Genomic DNA, 20955 nt, shown 5'->3' on the forward strand with positions numbered 1-20955 from the left:
ATGCGGCTCAACGAGGAACACCGCGCCTTTGCCGACAGCGTCCGCCGGTTCGTCGACAACGAGATCAACCCGCATGTCGACGAGTGGGAGGCGGCCGGCCGGGCGCCGCTGCACGACGTGTTCCCCAAGGCCGCGGCCCTCGGCCTGCTCGGCCTGGAGTACGACCCGGCCTACGGCGGCGAGGGCGCCGACCACAGCTTCCAGCTCGTCGCCGCCGAGGAGTTCGGGCGGATGCACGCGACCGGCGTCGGGATGGCCCTCGGCGTGCAGGCGATGATGGCGACGCCGTCGCTGCACGAGTTCGGCTCGGACGAGCTCAAGAAGCGCTACCTCGCGCCCGCCATCGCCGGCACCGCGGTCACCGCGATCGCCGTCACCGAGCCGGACATCGGCTCCGACGTCTCCCGGCTGCGCACCCGCGCCGTGCGGGACGGCGACGACTGGGTCATCACCGGCCGGAAGATCTACATCACCAACGGCGCGCAGGCCGACTGGATCTGCCTGCTCGCGCGCACCTCGGACGAGGGCGGCCACCGGGGGATGTCGCAGATCGTCGTGCCCACCGACCTGCCCGGCTTCAGCGTCGCGCGCACCTTCGAGAAGCTCGGCAACCGCTGCTCCGACACCGCCGAGCTGGTGCTGGACGGCGTGCGCGTGCCCGTCGCCAACACCATCGGCGAGGTGGGGCGCGGCTTCCAGCAGCAGATGCGCCAGTTCGTCACCGAGCGGATGTTCGCCGCATACACCACCGTCGGCCAGTGCCGGTACGCCCTCGACCGCACCCGTCAGTACATCCACGACCGCACGGTCTTCGGCCGCCCGCTCGCCGACCGGCAGTACGTCGCCTTCCGCCTCACCGAGTTGCAGGCGGAGGTGGAGCTGCTGCACAGCCACAACCTGGTCACCTGCGAGGCGCTGATGGCCGGCGAGGACATCACCCGGATGGCCACGGTGGCGAAGCTCAAGGCGGGCCGGCTGATCCGCGAGGTGGCCGACCGGTGCCTGCAGTTCCACGGCGGCATGGGCTATCTCGAGGAGACCTGGACCGCACGCATGCTGCGCGACACCCGGCTGACCTCGATCGGCGCGGGCGCCGACGAGGTGATGCTCCAGGTACTCGCCCGCCTCGACGGCCTGCCCGCATAGGTCGTGTCCTGCCGACCGCTCCGTCGGTCAGTCGGGTGTGGACGTGCGCGGGGCGCGGCGGCCCGCGGTGAGGCCGGCGACTCCCAGCAGGAGCAGGGCGATGCCGGTGGCGGCGAGCGTCATCGGTGCGGTGCCGGTGACGGGTAGCCCGCCGCCCCTGCCCGGGCGGGAGGCGGCGCGTGGCGTGGCGGTGCGCTCGGCGGAGTAGGAGTAGCCGGCCAGGGTCAACGTGCTGACGAGAACGGTGTAGGCGTCGCCGTTGGTCAGATCGCCGAGGACCGTGGTCGTCGTGGTCTGGCTCTCGCCGCGGCCATGGCTGCGTGAATCGGCGTTGATCTGGTAATAGTCCACCGGGGCCGCGCCGGTGTCGGCGGGCGGCCGCCAGCTGACGCGCAGGCTGGCGTCGCCGGCGCGGACCCGGAGCGCGGTGGCGGGGCCGGGTCCCAGCCAGGTCTTGGCCGGCACGTCCGAGTCCTGGTTGCCGCGGTTGCCGAACTGTCCGGCGTCGTTGGTTCCCCAGCAGTAGACGGCGGCGTCGATGTCGGCGGTGCAGGTGTGCCCGGCGCCGACCGAGACGTACGCGGGCATCGGGTGCCGGTAGCCGAAGAACGCCGCCGGGCTGACGGACGCCTCGAACTCCCCGTCGGCGACGCGCGCCGGCACGGATCGGTTCGCGCGGTCTCCGACGCCGAGCCGGCCGGCGCTGTTGTCGCCCCAGCAGTACACGCCGGGGGTGAAGTCGCCGATGATGATGACGTCGGGGGAGTAGTTGGTCGCGCAGGTGCTGTCGCCGCCCGTGGCGATCTGGAAGAACAGCTCGGAGCCGCGGACCATCACCGGCTTCGGCTCGTCGCCCCCGGTGCCGCCGGCGCCGAGCTGACCGGCGCCGCCCGAGCCCCAGCACCAGGCGCGCCCGCCCGATTCGGCGTCGGCGATGGCGCAGCCGTGTCCCCGGCCGACGTCGATCTGCCGGATCTCGCCGGGCACGCCCGAGGTGTCGACGAGGGTGGGGGAGGGCACCGGGGCGCCGGGGCCGGAGCCGTCCCCGATCTGGCCGTGGTCGTCGGCTCCCCAGCACCACGCCCGCCCGTTCTCCGTCACGGCGCAGGTGTTGTCGTGGCCGGCGCCGACGGTGACGACGTCCGTCAGGCCGGGCACCGCCTGCGGGGTGTCCCGGTGTCCGCCGACCGTCCCGATGCCCAACTGTCCGGCGTCGTTGCTTCCCCAGCAGGAGACGGTGCCCGCACCGGTCAGCGCGCAGGTGTGCCGCCGTCCGGCGGCCACCTCGTCGGCCTCCTCCAGCACCGCCACCGGCCGGCCGCGGGTGGTGAGGGTGCCGTCGCCGAGCTGGCCCCGGTCGTTGGCGCCCCAGCAGTAGACGGTGCCGTGGTCGGTGAAGAGGTGGTAGGAGTTGTTGACGACGGCGCAGGTGTGCGCGCCACCGGCGTCGATGTCGGTCGCCTGGATGGCACCCGGCGGCGTGTCGTCGCCGGGCCGGAACACCGCCTGGCCGGTGACGCGGACCGGGCGGTCCCGGTCGGGACCGGTGCCGACGCCCAGCTGTCCGTCGCCGGCGGCACCCCAGCACCAGATCTCCCCGGCGATCGTGACGCTGCAGGTGTGTTCGTCGCCGACCGCGACGAGGCTCCCGCCGAGGGGCGACTCCCAGGTCTCCGCCGCCTGCGCCGACCCGGTACCCGACAGGGCCTCGGCGCGCGCGGCGGCCACCTGCGCGGGGCTGGGCGGCCGCGAGCCGGGTGCGGCGGCCGACTCCGCCGGGGGCATCAGCAGCGCCGTCACGGCCAGCACGGACAGCGCGGCCCGGTTCCTCACCCGGCGCGTCACGCCCACCTCGAGTCGCATTCACAGATTCAGTCGCGGGCCGGCGGAGCGCGGGGCCGATCGCCCCAGTATTCACGCTTTCAGGGTAAGTCCGGATGATCTGTGTAATTATCGGTCAGTTACGTTATACGTGCACATATTGAGGCGTTGCACATCTCAGGAGAACGACATGCACTCCCGTTTCGTTTCCACCCTCGCCGTCGTCGGCACCGCCCTCGCGGGCGGCCTCGTTCCAGCCACGGCGGCGTCCGCCTCGATCAGGTTCGACCCCGCCAAGGGCACCGGCTACGTCGGCCGGAACGACGTGCAGGCGCCCTTCCGCTGGAGCAACGCGGTGCTGCAGGCGCGCGCGGCCGGCATCACCTTCAGCCACAGCCGATCGATCGAGGACGTCTACTCGGTGGTCTGTGGCTGGGACAAGCCGAATGGCGGACGCGACCACGTGACGATCGTGGTGACCCACCCCCGGCTGAGCACGCGCGTCTATCTGCGCTCATCCGTCGCCTACGACGCGTCGTCCGTCTCCAGCGCCGAGCCGAGGGGCCGGGTCGTCGGCTTCCGGCTCACCGGCGCGGTAAGCGGGGTCTCGGGCACGTCCGTGGGGCCGGCGGTGGGCGCGCCCTGCCCGGAAGGCCGCGGCCAGTCCGGGGCCAGGACCATCGACCGGGTACGGCTGAAGTCGTCCACCACCATCTCGGCGCTGACCGCCTCCTACAAGGGCGTGGACCGCGACCTCCGGGTGACCCGGAGCTGAGCGGTCGTGACGACCCCCTCCACCGGCCGGGTGCGCATCGAGGCGGCGGCCCGGCTGGTGGTCGCCGTCCTGCTGGTCGCGCTCGCCGGCTGCACGGGGCGCGGCGAGTCACCACCCCGGCCCCGGCCGGTGGCGTCGCCGTCGGTGCCGGCCGCGGAGGATCTCGTGAGCCGGTCGTTGCAGGACATCGAGCGGTACTGGGCGGACACCTATCCGGCGCTGAGCGGCGGCGCACCCTTCGAGCCGCTGCAGGGCGGCTACCACCCGTACACCGAGGCCGACCCGCCGCCGCCCTGCGGTGGGGAGGAGAGCGTCTACCAGCCCAACGCGTTCTACTGCCCGACCGGCGACTTCATCGCCTGGGACGACCAGCTGCTGATCCCGCAGCTGCGGACCCAGTTCGGCTCGCTGCTGGTCGGCGTGGTCATGGCGCACGAGTACGGGCACGCGATCCAGGCCCGGCTCGGGCTGACCGACCAGCCGTCCGTCGTCCTGGAGCAGCAGGCCGACTGTTTCGCCGGCGCCTGGCTCGCCGAGGCGCTGGCCGGCAGATCCACCGCCTACTCCGGGATCACGCCGGCCCAGCTCGACAACACGATCGGGGGCCTCCTGCTGCTGCGCGACCAGCCGGGCATGTCGGCGACCGCCGAGGGCGCGCACGGCAACGCCTTCGACCGGGTACGGGCGATGCAGGACGGCATCCAGCAGGGTGCCGCCGTTTGCGCCGGCTACAGCGCCGACAACCTGCCGGTCACCGAGGTGCCGTTCACCCGGTTGGACGACGCCCGCAGCGGCGGCAACCTGCCCTACGACGAGGCGGTCGACACCCTGTCCCGGGACGCGGAGGCGTACTGGGGCCGGACCTTCCCCGGGCTCGCCGGCAGGCCGTGGCGGCCGCTGCCGGTGCGGGCGTTCGACTCCGCGGCCCCGGCGTGCGCGAATCCCGACGCCGTCGCGGGCGGCGCGGCCTTCTACTGCCCGGACGGCGAGTTCATCGCCTTCGACAACGCTCAACTGGGTCCGGCGCTGTACCGCAGCGCCGGGGACAATGCCGTCGGCATGCTGATCGGAGAGCTGTTCGCCCGGGCCGCCCAGCACCGCCGCGGCGCGTCGACCCGGGAGGCGGCCGGGCAGCTCGCCGTCGACTGCCTGGCCGGGTCGTGGACCAACGACCTGCTGAACCGCGACGACAGCGGCCGTACCACCCGGCTGTCGCCCGGAGACCTGGACGAGGCGGTGGCGGCGCTGCTCGCCTTCGGCCGGGCCGCCGAGGGCTCGGGCCCGTCCGCGTTCGATCGCATCGCCGCCTACCGCAAGGGCGTCCTGCAGGGCCTGCCCGCATGCGAATGAGCGCCGCGTCCGGTCACGGCAACCGGTTCCGTCTGCCCGGACGCAGCGCCTTGACCAGCTCCGCCATCGCCTTGATCGCCTCGACCCGCCGGGACTTCTCCACCATCCAGATGGCCCAGAGGAACATGATGGTGATGGCTGCCATCGGGGTGCAGATGACGAGCACGGCCGCCCAGGGAACGTTGGTCATCAGCGGCTCGAGGTATGTCAGCCCCACTGTTCGCCTCTCGACTCGTCTGGTCGAGGAGACGCGCGCGGCTCAGCTCGACCAGTCAATTGACCGGTGAAGCCGAGCTCCCGCTCCGACTTGTGCAAGAACTCAGGTCAGAACGCCTGCTGTGCCGGCGTTCCCTGAAACTCGTTGTTCCTGGACATCAATGTCCTCCTGTAAGGCTGACCGCCAGTCGGCGACGGCCCACCCCCAAGATCGACGAGCCGAGGCGCGTTTTCGATCCGGTGCCGGCATCCGCACTTCCGAGCCGGACGCCGCACGTGGCTGGACTATACCGGCTACTACTAGCGTCACCAACGAGGGCCGACCACCGGAGGGTGAACGTGAGTTCTGTCTCGGACGTACAGGAGTATCTGTCGTTGGAGCCGCTGGCCACGCGGATCCGCACCCACCGGCGGTACAGCGAGTCTCCGGACGATGTGGAGGCCGCGGTCCGGCGGGCCGTCGCGCTGTCCGCGCACGACGACCTGCTCGACGTCGGCTGCGGCACCGGGTCCTTCCTGCGCGACCTCGGCGCCGGCGGTCACCGGGGCCGGCTCGCCGGGCTGGACACGTCCGCGGCCGCGGTCCGGGCGCTCGACGGCGTGGCCGGGGTGTCGGCGTGCCTCGGCGACGCTGCGACGCTGCCGTTCGGCGACGGGAGCTTCGACGTAGTGACCGCCCGCCACATGCTCTTCCACGTGCCGGACGTGGCCGGGGCGATCGCCGAGGCGCGGCGGGTCCTCAGGCCGGGCGGCGCGTTCGGCGCGATCGTCAACCACCCGGACGTGACGCCGCGGGTGTCCGCGCTCGTCGCGGAGGTCGTCGCGGCGGCCGGCGTGCGGTCTCCCGGGCCGCCCAGCAGCAGGGTGCACTCCGCCAACCTGCCCGGCATGATCGCCTCGGCCTTCGGGGACGTGGTCGTGCACCGCTACGACAACGCGCTCGTCTTCGACCGCCCCGAGCCGGTCGTCGCCTTCGCGGTGGCTCAGCTGTCGTTCCACGGCGTCGAACCGGGCTCGGCCCTGCGGCCCGAGCTGGCCCGGGTGATCGACGGGCGGGTCCGGTCCTGGTTCGCCGGCGGGTCCGGGCCGTGGCGTGACCCCAAGGGGTACGTCGTCTGCGTGGCACGCCGGGCTGCCGGCTGAGCGTGCGCCCGGCGGCACGGCGGCATCATCCGCGCGGGGTGAAACGGCGCGGCGTGTCCGTCGCGGCCACTGGGCCGCGGCCGGCACCACGGATGCCCCGTCCGGGCCCGGCGGCCCGGATCTCGTCCGCCGGGGATGACGTGGCGCCGGCCGGTGCGGCCGAGACTGGCGGTCGGGTCGATGATGCCGGCCGCCCATCGCACCTCGGGCGCGGGCGAGACGAAGGCGAGGCGAGACCATGTCACGAACGGGTTCCAGGGTGCGTCGGTCCGGGATGCTCGCGGCGCTCACGCTGGTGCTGGTGGCACCCGCGTGCGGTTCCGGCGGCGACTCCGGAAGCACCGCCACTCCGCAGGTGGTCACCAGCGCGGCGCAAGCGCCACCCAGCCCGGACGCGTCGGGGGCGGCCGTCTGCGCGGCCCGCGGCGAGCTCGAGTCCTCGGTGGCGTCGCTGCGCGGGCTCGACCTGGGTACGGCGGGCGCCGCCGGGCTCGTGACCGCGGCGCAGCAGGTGCACCAGGACCTGGACGCGCTCAGCGCCGCTGCGTCCGCCGAGTACCGGCCCACGATCTCCGCGCTGCGCGCGTCGCTCGCCGCGCTGTCGGGCACGGCGTCGGGGCTGACCGACAAGGAGAGCGTCAAGGCGGCGATGCCCGAGCTGACCGCGCAGGTGGCGGCCGTCTCGGCGAGCTGGGCCGCGCTGCGGCGGCAGCTCGACAACCGCTGCGGCTGATCGTCGCGGGCCTGGGTCCGGCTCAGGAGGCGTTGCCGGGCGCATCGCCGGGCGCCGCGTCCCTGCGCTCCGCGTCGTCCTCCGCCGCGTCCGGAGGTACCTGCGCCGCGGGCGTGGGTGCGGGCGCCGGGGCTGAGCCTCCCGAGAGCAGCACGTTGATCCACTGGGTCGACGGGTCGATGTCGACCAGCAGCCCCTTGGTCAGCAGGCTCAGCGGGATCGCCAGCAGCGCGCCGAGGGGGCCCAGCACCCAGGCCCAGAAGACCAGGGACAGGAACGACACGGTCGACGACAGCCCCACCACGTCTCCGACGATCTTGGGCTGGATCACCGACTGGATGACGAAGTTGACGACGCAGTACAGGGCGATGACCGCCACCATCTTCTCGACGCCGCCGTCCAGCAGGCCGAGCAGCGCCGGTGGCACCAGGCCGATGACGAAGCCGATGTTCGGGATGTAGTTGGTGATGAAGGCGAGCAGGCCCCACAGGACGGGCAGCGGGATGTCCAGTGCCCACAGCATCAGGGTGTCGATCACCGCCACGATCAGGCCGAACACCGTCGAGACGAGCAGGTAGCTGCGGGTGCCGTGCGCGAAGGAGCGCAGCGCGGTGACGACCTGCGGGCGCTGGCCGGCGGTCGACTGCAGCCGGGCGGGGAAGCTGACCGCGTCCAGGCACATGAACAGCAGCACCGCGAGCAGGAACACCGCGTCCGACAGGACGCTCGTGAGTCCGCCGAACACCCATCCCACCAGGTTCGTGACCGCGCTCGGGCTCGCCCGCTCCACGACGTCGCTGAGCTGGGCCTCGCTGATGCCGAGCCGGCTCAGGGCGCTCACCAGATCCGCCTGCAACTGCGTGAACTGGGCCTGATAGGTCGGCAGCAGGTCGATCAGCTGCGCCACGGAGACGGCCATGGCGGTGCCGAGGCCGAACAGCACGACGTAGACGACGGTGACGGTGGTCAGCATTGCCACCCAGACCGGTGCGCCGTGCCGGCGAAGCCACACGCTCAGCGGGCTCACGGTGACGGTCAGCATCAGCGCCAGGAAGACCGGGGCGATCAGGTGGGCCACGCCGCGCAGGCCGGCGACCGCGATCACGACCCCCGCGATGCCGAGCAGGACGGTGACCCCGCGCGGCAGGACGGCGGGCGGCCCCTCCGCGGCGCCGGTCACGCGCCGGGCCCGGACTGCTGGGACACCGTACGGATCACGGCCTGCTCCTTCCCGGGCCGAAGGCCCCGGCTGCCGTGGAATCAGTACTTGATCTCACGGCCGTGGACCGCGAGCGCGTAGATCACCAGAATGTCGAGGGCGATCACGATGGTGGACCCGACCGGGTAGGCCGCCAGGAACAGCATGTTGGCGAACGCGCTGAGCACGGCGATGACGATGCCGGTGATCCGGGCCCAGGTCTGCCCGCTCAGGATGCCGATGCCGGCCGCGAGCGCGACCAGGCCGATGAGGACGTGGGTCCAGCCCCAGGCCGTGAAGTCGAGGGTGAGGGCCAGCCCGCGCGAGGTCGTCACGTAGTACTCGTCGTTGAACAGGGCGACGAGCCCTTCGATGATCTGAAATCCGCCGAGCACCGTCAGCATGATGCCGCCGAAGATGACGAGGCCCACCCAGCCCGTCGGTTGGTTTGACGGCCTGGACGTCCTGCGTCGCTGATCTGCGGCCATGCTGCACTCCTCGAACGGTCCGCGTGCCGGACCTCGCTCGTATCCTGGTGCCGCCCCGATCACCGCACGCCATCCCCGGCGAATGAACCGGCGGCCGACCGGCCCGCGTGATCGATGGGCGACCCGGAGCGCCCGGACCGGGCCGCCGGCGGGCACGCCGAGCCTGGTAGGCGGCATTTGCCCGGCGATCGACGTCGGTCACCGGCCGGATCGCGCGGTACGCCCGGCCGGCGGCACGGGCGCCCGGGCCGTTGTTCATTCGCGCGGAGTGAGGACCGCGGCCGCCGTCTGTAGCTCACTGGGCCTACGCCAACCGCGGAGAGGCAGGCAACGTGACGAACCGGGAACGCGCCGCCACGTCGGCCGCGGGGGATCCGCCGCCGGGCGACGAGCTCCCGGGAGGCATCACCCGGTGGGTGCCCGGCGCGCAGGTCATCGCGAACTACCGGGCCGCCTGGCTGCCGCGCGACGTCGTGGCCGGGATCGTCCTGACGACCCTGCTGGTGCCGCAGGGCATGGCGTACGCCGAACTCGCCGGCCTGCCGTCGATCACCGGCCTGTACACGTCGATCTTCTGCCTGCTCGCGTACGCCGTCTTCGGCCCGTCCCGGATCCTGGTCCTCGGGCCGGACTCGTCGCTGGGCCCGATGATCGCCGCGGTGCTCCTGACCACCCTCGGCTCCGCCGCGGACCCGGCTCAGGCCGTGGCGCTCGCCTCCATGCTCGCGCTCATGGTCGGCGTGCTGCTGGTGGTGGCCGGCATCGCCAAGCTCGGCTTCCTCGCCGACCTGCTGTCGCGGCCGACCCAGATCGGCTACATGAACGGCCTTGCCCTGACCATCCTGGTGGGTCAGCTGCCGAAGCTGTTCGGCTTCTCCGTCGACGGCGACGGCCTGATCGAGGAGGCGGTCGGCTTCGCCAAGGGCGTCGCCGCCGGCGAGACGGTGCCCGCGGCGGTCACGATCGGGGTGGCCGGGCTGGCCCTGATGGTGTTGCTGCAGCGCTGGCTGCCCAAGGTGCCCGGGGTCCTCATCGCGGTCGTCGCCGCGATCGTGGCCGCACAGGTCTTCGACGTGGCCGACCGCGGCGTCGGGCTGGTCGGCGCGCTGCCACAGGGCTTCCCGCCGCTCACCGTTCCGTCCGTGTCCTGGTCCGACTTCAGCGTGCTCCTCGCCGGAGCGTTCGGCATCGCCCTGGTCTCGTTGACCGACACCATCTCCACCTCCTCGGCCTTCGCCGCGCGCAGCGGCCAGGAGGTCCGCGGCGACCAGGAGATGGTGGGCATCGGCGCCGCCAACGTCGCCGCCTCTTTCTTCCAGGGCTTCCCGGTCAGCACGAGCGGCTCGCGCACCGCCGTCGCCGAGCAGTCGGGTTCGCGTACGCAGGTGACCGGGGTGGTCGGTGCGGTCACCATCGCGCTGATGCTGATCCTGGTGCCCGGCATGCTGCGCAACCTGCCCCAGCCGATCCTGGCCGCGGTCGTGATCGCCGCCTCGATATCGCTGGCCGACATCCCCGGCACCGCGCGGCTGTGGCGGCAGCGGCGGGTCGAGTTCAGCCTCTCGATCGCCGCGTTTCTCGGCGTGGCGCTGCTCGGCGTCCTGCCCGGCATCGGCATCGCGGTCGCGCTGTCGGTGCTGAACGTCTTCCGCCGGGCCTGGTGGCCCTACCAGGCCGTGCTCGGCCGGGCCGCCGGCGTCGCGGGCTACCACGATCTGCGGGACTACCCGCAGGCCGAGCACCTGCCGGGGCTGGTGCTGTTCCGCTTCGACGCACCGCTGATCTTCGCGAACGTCCGGGTCTTCCGTGACCAGATCAGGCGGCTGGCCCGCACGGATCCGCCGCCGAAGTGGATCGTGATAGCCACGGAACCGATCACCGACGTCGACACCACCGCCGCCGACGTCCTGACCCAGCTGGACGAGGAGCTGAACGCCGACGGCGTCTCGCTGGTGTTCGCCGAGATGAAGACGCCGGTCCGCACCAAGATCGACCGCTACGGGCTGACCCGGACGATCAACCCGGAGCACTTCTTCCACACCATCGAGGACGCGGTCGCCGCCTACCGGGAGCAGACGGGCGTGGAATGGACCCGCAGACCCTGATCTTCACCTGTGCCGGGGGATGGCGCGCGGTCCGTTCGCGCCGACACTCGCTCGGTGAAGATATTGGCCGGCACGCGACGATGGCTGCGCTGGATAGCGCCGGAGCGCGGCGCCCTCGGTAGGGATCTCGCCGCCGGTCTGCCCGGATCGGTCACCGCCGTACCCGAGGGGATGGCGCACGGCCTGCTGGCCGGCGTGAGTCCGGTGCACGGCCTCTACGCCGGCGTCTTCGGCCCGATCGGCGGAGGGCTCACCGTCAGCACCCGCATGATGGCCATCACGACCACCACCGCGGCCGCCCTCGCCGCCGGCTCGGCGGTGGAGTCCGTACCCGAACAGGACCGGCCACGGGCGCTGTTCCTCCTGACCGTGCTGGCCGGCGGCGTGATGGTCGTCGCCGGCGTCATGAAGCTGGGCCGCTACACCAGGTTCGTGCCCCACTCCGTCATGATCGGCTTTCTCTCGGGGGTGTCGGCCAACATCATCTGCGGCCAGCTCGCCCTCCTCGCGGGCGCGAAGGTCTCGGGCCCGATCGCGCTCGCCAGGGCGTGGGATCTCATCACGCACCCCGGCCGGATCGATCTCGGGGCGCTCGTGACCGGGCTGTCCGCCCTGGGACTCATGGCGGCCCTGAAGCGGACCCGCCTGGCGACCTACTCCACGCTGATCGCCCTGGTCGTGCCCGCCCTCGTCGTCTCGGCACTGCCGGCCGGCGCGGTACCCCTGGTCCGCGACGGCGTGGAGATCCCCAGTGGCCTGCCGATGCCGGCGCTGCCGCGGCTCTCGGACCTGTCCTTCAGCCTGGTCTCGGGGGCGTTCGCGGTCGCCGCCGTCATCCTAGTCCAGGGCGCCGGCATCAGGGAGTCGGCACCCAACCGGGACAAGGCCCGGTCGGACCCGAACCAGGACTTCGTGGCGCAGGGCGTCGGCAGCCTGCTCGCGGGCCTGTTCCGCGGCATGCCCGTCGGCGGTTCGACCGGCCGGACCGCGCTGAACATCTCGGCGGGGGCCGCCGGGCGGTGGGCCACCATCTTCTCGGGGCTGTGGATGGCGGTGGTGCTGCTGCTCTTCTCCGACCTCCTGGGAAGCGTGGTGGTGTCGACCCTGTCGGCCGTGCTCATCTTCGCGGCCGTCGGGTCGTTCCGGGTGGCCGACATTCGGGCGATCATGCGTACCGGGCACATCTCCCAGATAGCCGTGCTCTCGACCTTCGTGGGGACGCTGTTCCTGCCGATCGCCGCGGCGGTGGGTGTCGGGCTGGTCGTCTCCCTGCTCATGCAGCTGAACCAGGAGGCACTCGACCTTCGGGTCGTCGAACTTCTGCCGCAGGTCGACGGCAGCTTCCTGGAGCAACCGGCCGCGCCGCACCTCGAGTCGCACCGGGTCGTGGTGCTCGACGTCTACGGCAGCCTCTTCTACGCCGGCGCCCGGACGTTGCAGGCGCAGCTACCGGACCCCGCGCCCACCAGGCAGCCGGCGGTGGTGCTCCGGCTCCGCGGCCGGGTCACCCTGGGCGCGACCGCCTTCCTGGTCCTCTGCGACTATGCCGAGCGGCTGACCGCGGTGGGCGGAAGGCTGTTCGTGAGCGGCATCGAACCGGCGTTGCTGGAGCAGGCCCGTAAGAACCGGACCCTCGAGAACGTGCGGGGCGTCGAGCTGTTCCCGGCGGGAGAGGTGGTCGGCGAGTCCACAATCGTGGCGTACCGTGCGGCGCAGCGATGGCTGTCGGCGCTCGAATAGGTCAGCGCCCGCGGTCGTCGCCGCCGATGCCCTTGCGGTCGGCGTTCTGCGCGAACCCCCTCGTGGCCGGGTCCGGCCAGGACTGCGCGACGGCGAGGTCCAGCAGCCGCAGCTGCGCCTCGATCGCCTCCCGCTGCGCCGCCGTCGTGTCGTCACGAAGGTCCTCGAGGAGCGCGCGCAGGCGCCGGCAGACCTGGGCCGAGGTCGCGCCGTACCCGCGGATCTCGGTGATCGCGAGCGCGACGTACTCCTCCCAGCCCGGTCCGGGCACGGTCAGCAGGCCGGGCGGCGCCGGGCCGGCGGCCTGCGCCCGGGCCAGCGCCCGGAGCAGCTCCTCGACGTAGTCGATCGTCTGTACGGCGGTCGTGGGGTCGTTGACGGCGGGGGACAGGGCCCGGATCGCGATGTCCACGAGGATCCGCAGGGCGAAGGCCGGATCCTGGTCGATGGTCCGCTCCCGGCCGACCGCCACCCAGCCGAGCAGCCGGGCCGGGTCCACGGTGGCCCGGTCACCGCCGTACACCTCGATGAGAGGCGCGTCGCGCGGAACGAAATCGCCGACCCCGTACGCCATCACGAGGTGATAGCCGCCGCGCCGCGCCGCCTCGGTCATCCGGCCGGCCTCTATCGCCTGGATGACGCCGGAACAGCGGGCGCGCACGGTGGCCACCGCGGGCCCGCGGTGCGGCGCCGGTGCGGCGCCGGGGTGCGGCAGCCGGATGACGGCCTGTCCGGCCCGTGCGACGGCCGCCGCGACGGCGACGGGGCGCAGATTGTGGGTGAACCGGTCCAGGTACAGCAGGAGCATGACCAGGCTGCAGACCGTCAGCACCCCGGCGAGCAGGACACCGAGATCGGGTACGTCGTCCTCCTCCACCCGGCTCAGCAGCGAGTAGGCGTAGGTGAACGTGCCGACGAAGCCCGTCAGCACCACCTTCTGCATGCGGTCGCGGTACCACAGTCGCATGTAGCGCGGTGAGAGGGTTCCGGTCGCCATCTGCACGACCAGGACGCCGATCGTCACGACGAAACCGAGCAGGCCGATCATCGCCGCGACGATCGCGGTCAGCACGCCGGTGGCGGTGGCCGCGGAGTAGCGCATCGACTCCGGCAGGTTGAGGATGCCGTCGAATCGCCACACGACGTACCCGACGCCCGGGCCGAGCAGGGCACCGCACAGCGGCATCACCCACAGGCTGCCCTTGAGGTACTGCCGGAACCGGAAAACGACGGCCCACGGCGTCATCGCTCGTGCTCCCGCCCGGCCTCCGGCCGCCGGTAGGTGCCGATCAGGAGGACGACGCTCAACAGCAGGACCCACACCGGCATGATCATGTCCGCCCACGGCGCGAAGTTGGAACCGATCAGCAGGGTCAGCCCGAGGAGGAAGCCCAGCAGCGCCAGCCAGCGCGGCAGCGACGCGGACCGCATGGCGATGGTCGACGTCGAGATCATGAAGACGGCCGCCATCTTCACGGTGTAGATGCTGGTGAGGGCGTGTGTCGTCGACCGGGCGAAGGTGGCGACGTCGTTGCTGGCGGCGCCGCTGGTGTAGGTCACCACCAGGGCGGCCGAGAGCGCCATGGAGCTGTAGAGCATCGCCAGGAACAGCAGGCCGCTGCCGAGGAAGACGGTGGCGAAGAGCCGGTCCTCACGCTCGCCGACGTTGTCCCGGATGACGCCGATGAACCAGAGGAAGGTGATTCCGGCGTACGGCGCCAGGTTCAGGGCGAGCTGCAACGACTGCCGCCGCGACGCGTCGTCCAACCAGGTGACGGACCCTTCCGCCCCCGCGGGCACGGAGAGCCGGACGAGGACGAGCATCGTGCCCAGCAGCAGGGCGAAGGCGATGCCCGCGACGGCCGCCGCCCGTGGCGCGGTGAGCGCGCGCCCGATCGCCCGGCGGGCCCGGGCGCGCCGGGCCGTCGGGTCTTCGCTCACGATCGGCCGACCGGGGCACGGGCGGCCCGCGGTACCGGCCTACTGTGCGGCACCGCGCGATGCGGTGGCCGGCAGCGTCGCCGGCTCCTCCGCGATGCTTCCGCCGGTCGCGGTGGCCGGCGTGGCGGTACCGCGTACGGTGCCGCGCAGGGCGCTGCGCAGGCGCTGCGTGAACTCGGTACCGGGCTCCTCGGCGCGCCAGGCGACGACTCCGCGCCGGACCGCGAGCGCGACCACGGCGCCGACGGCGCACCCGGCCGCCGCGGCGACCGTCAGGCCCGCGTACCCGCGCCGTGGCGGTGACGCGCCGCGAAGCACCGCCCAGGCGTCGCCGGTGCGGTGCGCGCCCTCGATGCCGGCGGCCGCGGCCCGCCGGCCGAGCCGCCCGCCCGCCGTCGTCAGGCCGTGTCCGGAGTACCGTCCCGCCTCCATCAGCGCATCGAACGCCCGGCCCGCGGCGATCCTCGGTTCCAGGGCCTGCATTGCTCTCGACCTCACGTCAACCACCCCTGATGATTCGACTGCACCCGAGCCTGTCGCGCGCGGGCGGTGCCGGCCTCACCCGCCGGGAGTGAGCCGGGCGGGACGGAGCGCGCCGGGTGCCGTGCGTCGTGACCCTCACCCGGCGCGGATGATCCCGCCCGGGAGGATTCCGCGAACACTCGGGCACATGGCCAAGTCTCGTGTTGCCGTGATCGCCCTCTCGTTGTCCTTTGCCGTGCTGCTCGCCGCCTGCGGCGACTCGGACACGCCGTCGGGCAACGGCTCCGGTAGCCCGGCGCCGACGCCCGACGCGACCGTCGCCTGGGCCAACGCCGTGTGTACGGCGACGACCGACTTCGAGGCGACGGTGCAGAGCGCGGGCCAGGCGATCGGGGTCGAGGCCTCGAACGCGACGACCTCCCCGGACTCGGTGCAGGCGCAGGTGAAGGACAGCGTCAAGGACGTACAGGACTCGGCGGCGAACCTGGCCCGGACGCTCTCCGGCATCCCCGGCGGCGTCGTTCCGCAGACGGCGCAGGCGCAGCAGCAGCTGCTGGTGGCGGGCCAGCAGGCGCAGCAGTCGGCCGATCAGCTCAGCGCGGCGGGGGACCAGGTCGCGGCCGCGAAGACGGACGAGGAGCTCGCCTCAAGCGTGGCGGCGCTGAAGACCGCGGCGACCCAGGCGGCGGACGGTGTCGCGGCGTATCGCGAGGCGGTCCGCGACGTCGTCGTCGGCAGCGCGGAGGCCGTCCGGTACGCCTTCGAGGCCGCCCCCGCGTGCCAGGGCCTGATCGCCTCGGCCCCGGCCTCGGCGTCGCCGACGGCCTGACCTGGCCGAGCGTCGCGGACTGCGCCTACCGATAAATGACCGTCAATGGCAGCAGGGTGGCGGGAGCGCCGGACACCGAACCGTCCCGTCGATGCGTCCGTTCACCCGCCACGGGTGACGCGTCGCCGGGCCGCAGGGAACAGGCTCTGTTCTCAGTGGACGAGTCCACAAAGGGCTCACCGGTTCGGTCTGGGGAGGGAAGAGGGATGTCCGACAAAGGGCAGTCTGGTGCGACCGTGGATCCCGGCTACGGCGGTGCGCGGGTAGAGCCGACCGGCTGGGTGGGTTGGATCGTCTTCAGCGGCATCATGATGGTCTTGCTCGGGTTCTTCCAGGGCATCGTGGGCCTGGTCGCGTTGTTCAACGACACCTACTATCTCGTGACCCGCAGCGGGCTGGTGCTCTCCGTCGACTACACCGTCTGGGGCTGGGTGCACCTGCTCCTCGGGGTCGTCGCGCTGCTCGCCGGATTCGGGGTTCTGGTGGGGCAGACGTGGGCGCGGGTGGTCGGCATCATCCTGGCCGTGCTGAGCGCGATCGTGAACCTCGCCTTCCTCGCGGCCTACCCGATCTGGAGCACGCTGATCATCGCCATCGACGTCCTCGTCATCTACGCGCTGTCGGTGCACGGCCGTGAGGTCAAGGAGGTCTACGGCGCATAGCCGGCCCCCGGATGTCACCCGCCGAGGGCGACGACCGCAACTCGGGTAGGGAGAGTCCATGGACGAGGCGGTCGTCGCGCTGGTCATGCTTGTCGTCTTCGCCTGGGGCCTGTTCTCGACGCGACTCGGCCGCGCGGACCTGAGCGCACCCATCATCTTCGTCACCGTCGGGCTGCTGCTCTCGCAGGTGGTCCACGTCGTCGAGCCGGAACTCTCGCGGGAGGCCGTCAAGCTCCTCGCCGAGGTGACGCTCGTGTGGGTGCTGTTCGCGGACGCCTCCCGGGTCGGTATCCGGGAGTTCCGCGCCGACCTCGGGCTGTACACGCGGCTGCTCGCGGTGGGGCTCCCGCTGACCATCGCGGCCGGGACGCTGCTGGCTATGTGGATGTTCGACGGCATGGGCGTGTGGCTGGCGCTCCTCGTCGGCGCCGCGCTGGCGCCCACCGACGCGGCGCTGGGCTCGGGGGTGATGGCCGACCCCGCCGTGCCGGAACGGATCCGGCGGGTCCTGAACGTGGAGAGCGGGCTCAACGACGGCATAGCGACCCCGGTGGTGATGTTCGCGATCGCGGGCGCGGTGGCCGCCGGGGTCATCGACGGCGGCCCGGGCGGTGGCCTCAGCGGCCTGGCGATCGGCCTCGCCGTCGGTGTCGCCCTCGGTGCGGTGGGCGGCCGGGCCATGCGGCTCGCGGGCCGGCGCGGGTGGATGTCGGAGGACTTCGCCGGCCCCGGCGTGCTGGCCCTGGCCCTCGCCGCGTACGCCGCGACGCTGTGGCTCGACGGCAACGGCTTCGTCGCGGCCTTCGTCGCCGGCCTCGCGTTCGGCAACTCCGCCGGCCGCGGCGGGGTCAAGGAGGTCTTCTACGTCGAGCAGACGGCCGGGCTGGTGTCGCTGCTGACGTGGTTGACCTTCGGCGCGATCGCCGTCCCGATCGTCATGGCGGAGATCGACTGGCGGATGGCCGGCTATGCCGTCCTGAGCCTCACCGTGCTCCGGATGCTGCCGGTGTGCCTCGTGCTGCTCGGAGCGCGGCTGTCGCCGGCGACCATGGCGTTCGTCGGATGGTTCGGGCCGCGCGGCCTGGCCTCGATCATCTTCGCGCTGATCGCCCTCGAGGAGCTGCACGGCGAGGCCGACCGGGTCGTGGCGATCATCGGGACGACGGTGCTGTTCAGCGTGTTCGCGCACGGCCTGAGCGCGAAGCCGCTCGCCAACCGGTACGCGGCGACGGCCACGGACGTCGTTCCCGTGCCGCCCGGCGACGGCTCCGCCCAGCTGCCGATCCGCGGGCTGCTCCACCGCCCCGCCGCCGGCCCGGCCCGGCCGGCAGGGGAGCCCGGCGAACCTCGGGCCGGCTGACTCACGGCCCCGGTGCCTGGCAGCCGACGGAGAGCTCACACCGTTCGGGGCCGCACCCCGGGTCGTCGGGACCGCTCCTGCGGCCACCGCACCGCTGACCCGTGGCGGTGCCGGCGGGCGAGAAACGGATCTCGTAGACCGGCCGGAAGCGGTTCTCCAACAGGGTGATCAGGCTGAGCAGCAGCACGAAGAACAGCGCGTCGGGCGTGCTCAGCCCGCCGCCGCCGCGCGACAGCAGCCACCCGGCCGACCAGACCATCGCGACGTTCATCAGCACCCGGAGGGCGAACGCCGGCAGCGCGCGCTCGACGCCCCGCGCCGAGCGGGCCACCCAGAGGCTGACCGCGGCGTTGGCCACGACGAACGCGGCGGTGCCGACGAAGTACTGGACGCTGGTGGCCCTGGTGCCCGGCAGGACCGACGCGTAGACCACCCAGATCAGGCCGACGAGCACGACGCTCTCCAGCGTCCGGCTGGACGCGAGCCGGCCGTGCGCGGCCACCCACCGGTTGCGCGCGGCCACGGTGGCGGCCTCCGCGGGTAGCGGCTCGGCGGTGACGTGCCAGGACCAGTCCGGCGGCCGCTGCCGCGGCCGCACCGCGTACCAGTAGACCGCACAGATTCCGATGACGGCCACGACGATCGCCGGACCGAACCACGGCACCTCGGCGATCATGTCGGTGACGTCGAGCTGCGCGATGTGGATCCACCACTCCTGCGGCAGCTTGACGAACACCCAGATCGCGGCCGCCGCGGTGATCCACGACCGCAGGGAGACCCGCGCCGGATTCCAGAACAACCGGTACGCCTCGTACGCGATGAAGAAGTACTCGAACGTGTTCGGGAAGATCAGCAGCAGCGGGCGCCAATCGGAGAGCTCGAACGCGACGACCCCGACCAGCCGATAGAAGTAGAGGAACCGGGCCACCTGCACGGCCGGCCGGCTCGTCCAGTTGCGCAGCGTCGACAGATAGGCGATCGCGAGGTAGTAGACGTCCATCGCCTTGTCGTAGCCCTGGTAGCCGGGCGGGTCGTACCCCATCGCCTGGAAGATGGTCTGGTCGACACCGTCCAGGGTCAGCGCCGCGATGATCGCCGGCAGGGGGTACCGGGGGATCAGCAGCGGGACGAGGAACCGCGCGCCCACCACCGCGGCGAAGACGACCATCGCCGTCATGTCCATGTATGCCGGCCCTCCGACGGGTAGGTCTCCACCTGGCTCATGGCGCGCGCCGTCGCTACGGCGCCCGGGTCACGGAGTCCACCGGCGGGCCCACCGCCGGCGCGGGCCGCAACGCGTCGCGCAGGCGGCGGGCCACCTCGTCCGAGCGGCCGGAGGCGCGCCAGGCGACGACTCCGCGCCGGATCGCCAGCGCGGCGACGCCGCCGGCCGCGACCGCGACGACGACGATCCCGCCGACGCGCCGCGGCGGTGGCGGCGCCGCGCCCCGCAGCGCCGCCCAGGCCCGGCCGGTGCGGCGGGCTCCCTCGGCCCCGGCGACGGCGGCGCGCCGGCCCGCGCGTGCGCCCACCGTGCCCAGGCCGTTCGCGGAGAACCTGCCGGCCTCCGACAGCGCGTCGAGCGCCAGGCTCGCGGCGATCCTCGGCTCGAGCTCGTGCCGTACCTGCGACATCACCACTCCACCACCCCTGAAGAGGAACTGCTGCCCAGCCTGCGGTAGGCCGGTCGGTTGAGCCTCATCCGGCGGGGGTGAAGCCCGACGACCTCGGGCGGCGGGGCCGATCTTGATCGTCCGGCTCATTCCCCTCGGATGATCCGGGGGACCGGGGCGGCGGGGCAGCCTTGAGGCGCATTGGGCGGCACCCGCCTTTCGCGTACACCTAGAGGGGGCCAGTCATGGCGCACACACACGATCCCGTCGCCGGGTATGGCGACGACAGGGTGACCGGCTGGGTCGGTTGGGTTCTGTTCGCCGGCATCATCATGCTGACCGGCGGATTCTTCAACGTGATGGGTGGCATCGTCGCGCTGATTCGTGACGACTTCTACCTGGTGGGTTCGAGCGGGCTGGTGCTCAGCATCGACTACACCGCCTGGGGCTGGCTCCTGCTGCTCTCCGGCGTGCTGCTCCTCTTCGCCGGCTACGGCGTCATGGTGGGCCAGACCTGGGCCCGGGTGACCGGCGTGATCCTCGCCGTCATCAACGCCGTGATGCACATGGTCTTCATGCCCGCGTACCCGCTCTGGTCGATCATCGTCATCACCCTCGACGTGTTCATCATCTTCGCCCTGGCGGTGCACGGCCGGGAGACCCGGCAGATCAACCCCTGAGGCGGCCGTCCCTTTCGCGTTCGAAGGTCCAGTCGCGACGGCGACCGCAGCCGAGGACGGTGACAGTCGCATGGAAAGCCGGCTCCGGGTCGCGGACAACGCCGTGCACCCACTCCTGCTGATGTTTCCGCTCGGCCTGCTCGCGAACGCGGTCATCTTCGACGTCGCCACCCTGGCCGGTGCGCCGGGGATGCTCGCGACGCTCGCCTTCTGGAACATCGTCGCGGGTCTCGCCGGCGGCGTGCCGGCGATCTCGGTGGCGATCATCGACATCCCGCCCGCCCGGCAGGGCCGCGCCGCCCGCGCCGGCACCGTCGGCGTGCTGCTCGACCTCTGTGTCCTGATCGTCTTCGCCGTCGTCGCGCTGATCCGGCTGCGCACACCCGACCGCGGCGCGGACGCGGGGCTGCTGCTGGTCGAGGTGATCGGGCTCGCGGCCGCCGGGGCCGGCACCTGGTTCGGCGGCCGGCTCGGGCCGCGGCGACCGTCCGGTGCCGGCCGCGCCCGGCCGGCACCGGCTGCGGGACCGCGCGCCGGCCGGGCCGCCGGCCCCGGCCCCGCCGCGGACGGGCGCGTCCCGCGTCCCCGGCGCCCGGCCGAGCCGCATGCCGTTACCGGGCAGGGGTAGCGTGTCCGGCTCATCCCGGCCGGATGAGCCGTGGCGCGCGCGGC

21 protein-coding genes are annotated in these 20955 nt (G+C 72.6%); 12 read left to right on the forward strand and 9 right to left on the reverse strand.

Annotated features, from left to right (window positions below):
* A complete protein-coding gene (locus AB0B58_RS32860) occupies window positions 1-1146 on the forward strand; it encodes an acyl-CoA dehydrogenase family protein (protein ID WP_360231675.1) in 1146 nt (381 codons plus the stop codon).
* A 27-nt stretch (window positions 1147-1173) separates the two neighbouring features.
* Here the strand turns inward: AB0B58_RS32860 and AB0B58_RS32865 are convergent, their stop codons facing one another.
* A complete protein-coding gene (locus tag AB0B58_RS32865) occupies window positions 1174-3009 on the reverse strand; it encodes a fibronectin type III domain-containing protein (RefSeq protein ID WP_360231678.1) in 1836 nt (611 codons plus the stop codon).
* Window positions 3010-3157: 148 nt separating this feature from the next.
* Between AB0B58_RS32865 and AB0B58_RS32870 the strand changes: the two genes are divergently transcribed.
* The gene (locus AB0B58_RS32870) at window positions 3158-3742 is read left to right on the forward strand and encodes a hypothetical protein (protein ID WP_360231681.1); all 585 of its coding nucleotides are present in this window, start codon (window positions 3158-3160) and stop codon (window positions 3740-3742) included.
* 6 nt (window positions 3743-3748) lie between these two features.
* Window positions 3749-5092, forward strand: coding sequence for a neutral zinc metallopeptidase (locus AB0B58_RS32875; protein ID WP_360231684.1), 1344 nt, complete (start codon window positions 3749-3751; stop codon window positions 5090-5092).
* Between the two features lie 13 nt (window positions 5093-5105).
* Here AB0B58_RS32875 and AB0B58_RS32880 read toward each other — a convergent pair whose 3' ends face one another.
* The gene (locus AB0B58_RS32880; RefSeq protein WP_360231687.1) at window positions 5106-5282 is read right to left on the reverse strand and encodes a hypothetical protein; all 177 of its coding nucleotides are present in this window, start codon (window positions 5280-5282) and stop codon (window positions 5106-5108) included.
* A 365-nt stretch (window positions 5283-5647) separates the two neighbouring features.
* Here AB0B58_RS32880 and AB0B58_RS32885 point away from each other — a divergent pair, with 365 nt between their 5' ends.
* Together AB0B58_RS32885 and AB0B58_RS32890 are read left to right on the forward strand one after the other, a co-directional pair.
* The gene (locus AB0B58_RS32885) at window positions 5648-6451 is read left to right on the forward strand and encodes a class I SAM-dependent methyltransferase (protein ID WP_360231690.1); all 804 of its coding nucleotides are present in this window, start codon (window positions 5648-5650) and stop codon (window positions 6449-6451) included.
* A 259-nt stretch (window positions 6452-6710) separates the two neighbouring features.
* Window positions 6711-7184, forward strand: coding sequence for a hypothetical protein (locus AB0B58_RS32890; protein WP_360231693.1), 474 nt, complete (start codon window positions 6711-6713; stop codon window positions 7182-7184).
* Between the two features lie 22 nt (window positions 7185-7206).
* Here AB0B58_RS32890 and AB0B58_RS32895 read toward each other — a convergent pair whose 3' ends face one another.
* Both AB0B58_RS32895 and AB0B58_RS32900 read right to left on the reverse strand, forming a co-directional pair.
* Entirely contained in the window at window positions 7207-8364 is a 1158-nt protein-coding gene (locus AB0B58_RS32895) for an AI-2E family transporter (protein WP_360231696.1), read from the reverse strand.
* A gap of 80 nt (window positions 8365-8444) precedes the next feature.
* A complete protein-coding gene (locus tag AB0B58_RS32900; protein ID WP_360231699.1) occupies window positions 8445-8870 on the reverse strand; it encodes a hypothetical protein in 426 nt (141 codons plus the stop codon).
* Between the two features lie 332 nt (window positions 8871-9202).
* Between AB0B58_RS32900 and sulP the strand changes: the two genes are divergently transcribed.
* A complete protein-coding gene (gene sulP / locus AB0B58_RS32905; RefSeq protein ID WP_360231702.1) occupies window positions 9203-10975 on the forward strand; it encodes a sulfate permease in 1773 nt (590 codons plus the stop codon).
* Window positions 10976-11029: 54 nt separating this feature from the next.
* A complete protein-coding gene (locus AB0B58_RS32910) occupies window positions 11030-12715 on the forward strand; it encodes a SulP family inorganic anion transporter (RefSeq protein ID WP_360231705.1) in 1686 nt (561 codons plus the stop codon).
* 1 nt (window position 12716) lies between these two features.
* Here the strand turns inward: AB0B58_RS32910 and AB0B58_RS32915 are convergent, their stop codons facing one another.
* The 3 genes from AB0B58_RS32915 to AB0B58_RS32925 are packed head-to-tail and all read right to left on the reverse strand — an operon-like array spanning window position 12717 to window position 15154.
* The gene (locus AB0B58_RS32915) at window positions 12717-13961 is read right to left on the reverse strand and encodes a DUF2254 domain-containing protein (RefSeq protein ID WP_360231708.1); all 1245 of its coding nucleotides are present in this window, start codon (window positions 13959-13961) and stop codon (window positions 12717-12719) included.
* Window positions 13958-14656 carry a hypothetical protein gene (locus AB0B58_RS32920; protein ID WP_360231711.1) on the reverse strand — a complete coding sequence of 233 codons (699 nt, stop codon included), beginning with the start codon at window positions 14654-14656 and terminating at the stop codon, window positions 13958-13960. Before AB0B58_RS32920 ends, AB0B58_RS32915 begins: the two co-directional genes overlap by 4 nt.
* 39 nt (window positions 14657-14695) lie before the next feature.
* A complete protein-coding gene (locus AB0B58_RS32925) occupies window positions 14696-15154 on the reverse strand; it encodes a hypothetical protein (RefSeq protein ID WP_360231714.1) in 459 nt (152 codons plus the stop codon).
* A 172-nt stretch (window positions 15155-15326) separates the two neighbouring features.
* On the opposite strand from AB0B58_RS32925, the gene AB0B58_RS32930 reads away from it, so the two are divergent.
* The 3 genes from AB0B58_RS32930 (at window position 15327) to AB0B58_RS32940 (ending at window position 17990) form a co-directional block, all read left to right on the forward strand.
* Window positions 15327-15968 carry a hypothetical protein gene (locus tag AB0B58_RS32930; RefSeq protein WP_360231717.1) on the forward strand — a complete coding sequence of 214 codons (642 nt, stop codon included), beginning with the start codon at window positions 15327-15329 and terminating at the stop codon, window positions 15966-15968.
* Between the two features lie 206 nt (window positions 15969-16174).
* Window positions 16175-16630 (forward strand): hypothetical protein, encoded by a 456-nt coding sequence (locus AB0B58_RS32935; RefSeq protein WP_360231720.1) that lies wholly within the window; start codon window positions 16175-16177, stop codon window positions 16628-16630.
* A 58-nt stretch (window positions 16631-16688) separates the two neighbouring features.
* On the forward strand, window positions 16689-17990 hold the full coding sequence (locus AB0B58_RS32940; RefSeq protein ID WP_360231723.1) for a cation:proton antiporter: 1302 nt from the start codon (window positions 16689-16691) through the stop codon (window positions 17988-17990).
* 1 nt (window position 17991) lies between these two features.
* Here AB0B58_RS32940 and AB0B58_RS32945 read toward each other — a convergent pair whose 3' ends face one another.
* A complete protein-coding gene (locus AB0B58_RS32945) occupies window positions 17992-19173 on the reverse strand; it encodes a hypothetical protein (protein ID WP_360231726.1) in 1182 nt (393 codons plus the stop codon).
* A gap of 55 nt (window positions 19174-19228) precedes the next feature.
* Window positions 19229-19624 (reverse strand): hypothetical protein, encoded by a 396-nt coding sequence (locus AB0B58_RS32950; protein WP_360231729.1) that lies wholly within the window; start codon window positions 19622-19624, stop codon window positions 19229-19231.
* Between the two features lie 224 nt (window positions 19625-19848).
* Between AB0B58_RS32950 and AB0B58_RS32955 the strand changes: the two genes are divergently transcribed.
* Complete coding sequence (locus AB0B58_RS32955) at window positions 19849-20283, forward strand: hypothetical protein (RefSeq protein WP_360231732.1); 435 nt, start codon at window positions 19849-19851, stop codon at window positions 20281-20283.
* Window positions 20284-20353: 70 nt separating this feature from the next.
* A complete protein-coding gene (locus tag AB0B58_RS32960; protein WP_360231735.1) occupies window positions 20354-20911 on the forward strand; it encodes a DUF2231 domain-containing protein in 558 nt (185 codons plus the stop codon).
* Window positions 20912-20955 lie beyond the last annotated feature (44 nt).

This window comes from Actinoplanes sp. NPDC049118, from assembly GCF_040648555.1.
Classification (GTDB): domain Bacteria; phylum Actinomycetota; class Actinomycetes; order Mycobacteriales; family Micromonosporaceae; genus Actinoplanes.

Excerpts from the sequence above, each read along its gene's own strand:
- AB0B58_RS32950 (WP_360231729.1), bottom strand. The coding sequence starts at position 19,624 with ATGTCGCAGGTACGGCACGAGCTCGAGCCGAGGATCGCCGCGAGCCTG.
- AB0B58_RS32935 (WP_360231720.1), top strand. The coding sequence starts at position 16,175 with ATGTCCGACAAAGGGCAGTCTGGTGCGACCGTGGATCCCGGCTACGGC.
- AB0B58_RS32915 (WP_360231708.1), bottom strand. The coding sequence starts at position 13,961 with ATGACGCCGTGGGCCGTCGTTTTCCGGTTCCGGCAGTACCTCAAGGGC.
- AB0B58_RS32930 (WP_360231717.1), top strand. The coding sequence starts at position 15,327 with ATGGCCAAGTCTCGTGTTGCCGTGATCGCCCTCTCGTTGTCCTTTGCC.
- AB0B58_RS32865 (WP_360231678.1), bottom strand. The coding sequence starts at position 3,009 with ATGCGACTCGAGGTGGGCGTGACGCGCCGGGTGAGGAACCGGGCCGCG.
- AB0B58_RS32860 (WP_360231675.1), top strand. The coding sequence starts at position 1 with ATGCGGCTCAACGAGGAACACCGCGCCTTTGCCGACAGCGTCCGCCGG.
- AB0B58_RS32880 (WP_360231687.1), bottom strand. The coding sequence starts at position 5,282 with ATGACCAACGTTCCCTGGGCGGCCGTGCTCGTCATCTGCACCCCGATG.
- AB0B58_RS32960 (WP_360231735.1), top strand. The coding sequence starts at position 20,354 with ATGGAAAGCCGGCTCCGGGTCGCGGACAACGCCGTGCACCCACTCCTG.
- AB0B58_RS32955 (WP_360231732.1), top strand. The coding sequence starts at position 19,849 with ATGGCGCACACACACGATCCCGTCGCCGGGTATGGCGACGACAGGGTG.
- AB0B58_RS32900 (WP_360231699.1), bottom strand. The coding sequence starts at position 8,870 with ATGGCCGCAGATCAGCGACGCAGGACGTCCAGGCCGTCAAACCAACCG.
- AB0B58_RS32945 (WP_360231726.1), bottom strand. The coding sequence starts at position 19,173 with ATGGACATGACGGCGATGGTCGTCTTCGCCGCGGTGGTGGGCGCGCGG.
- AB0B58_RS32870 (WP_360231681.1), top strand. The coding sequence starts at position 3,158 with ATGCACTCCCGTTTCGTTTCCACCCTCGCCGTCGTCGGCACCGCCCTC.
- AB0B58_RS32940 (WP_360231723.1), top strand. The coding sequence starts at position 16,689 with ATGGACGAGGCGGTCGTCGCGCTGGTCATGCTTGTCGTCTTCGCCTGG.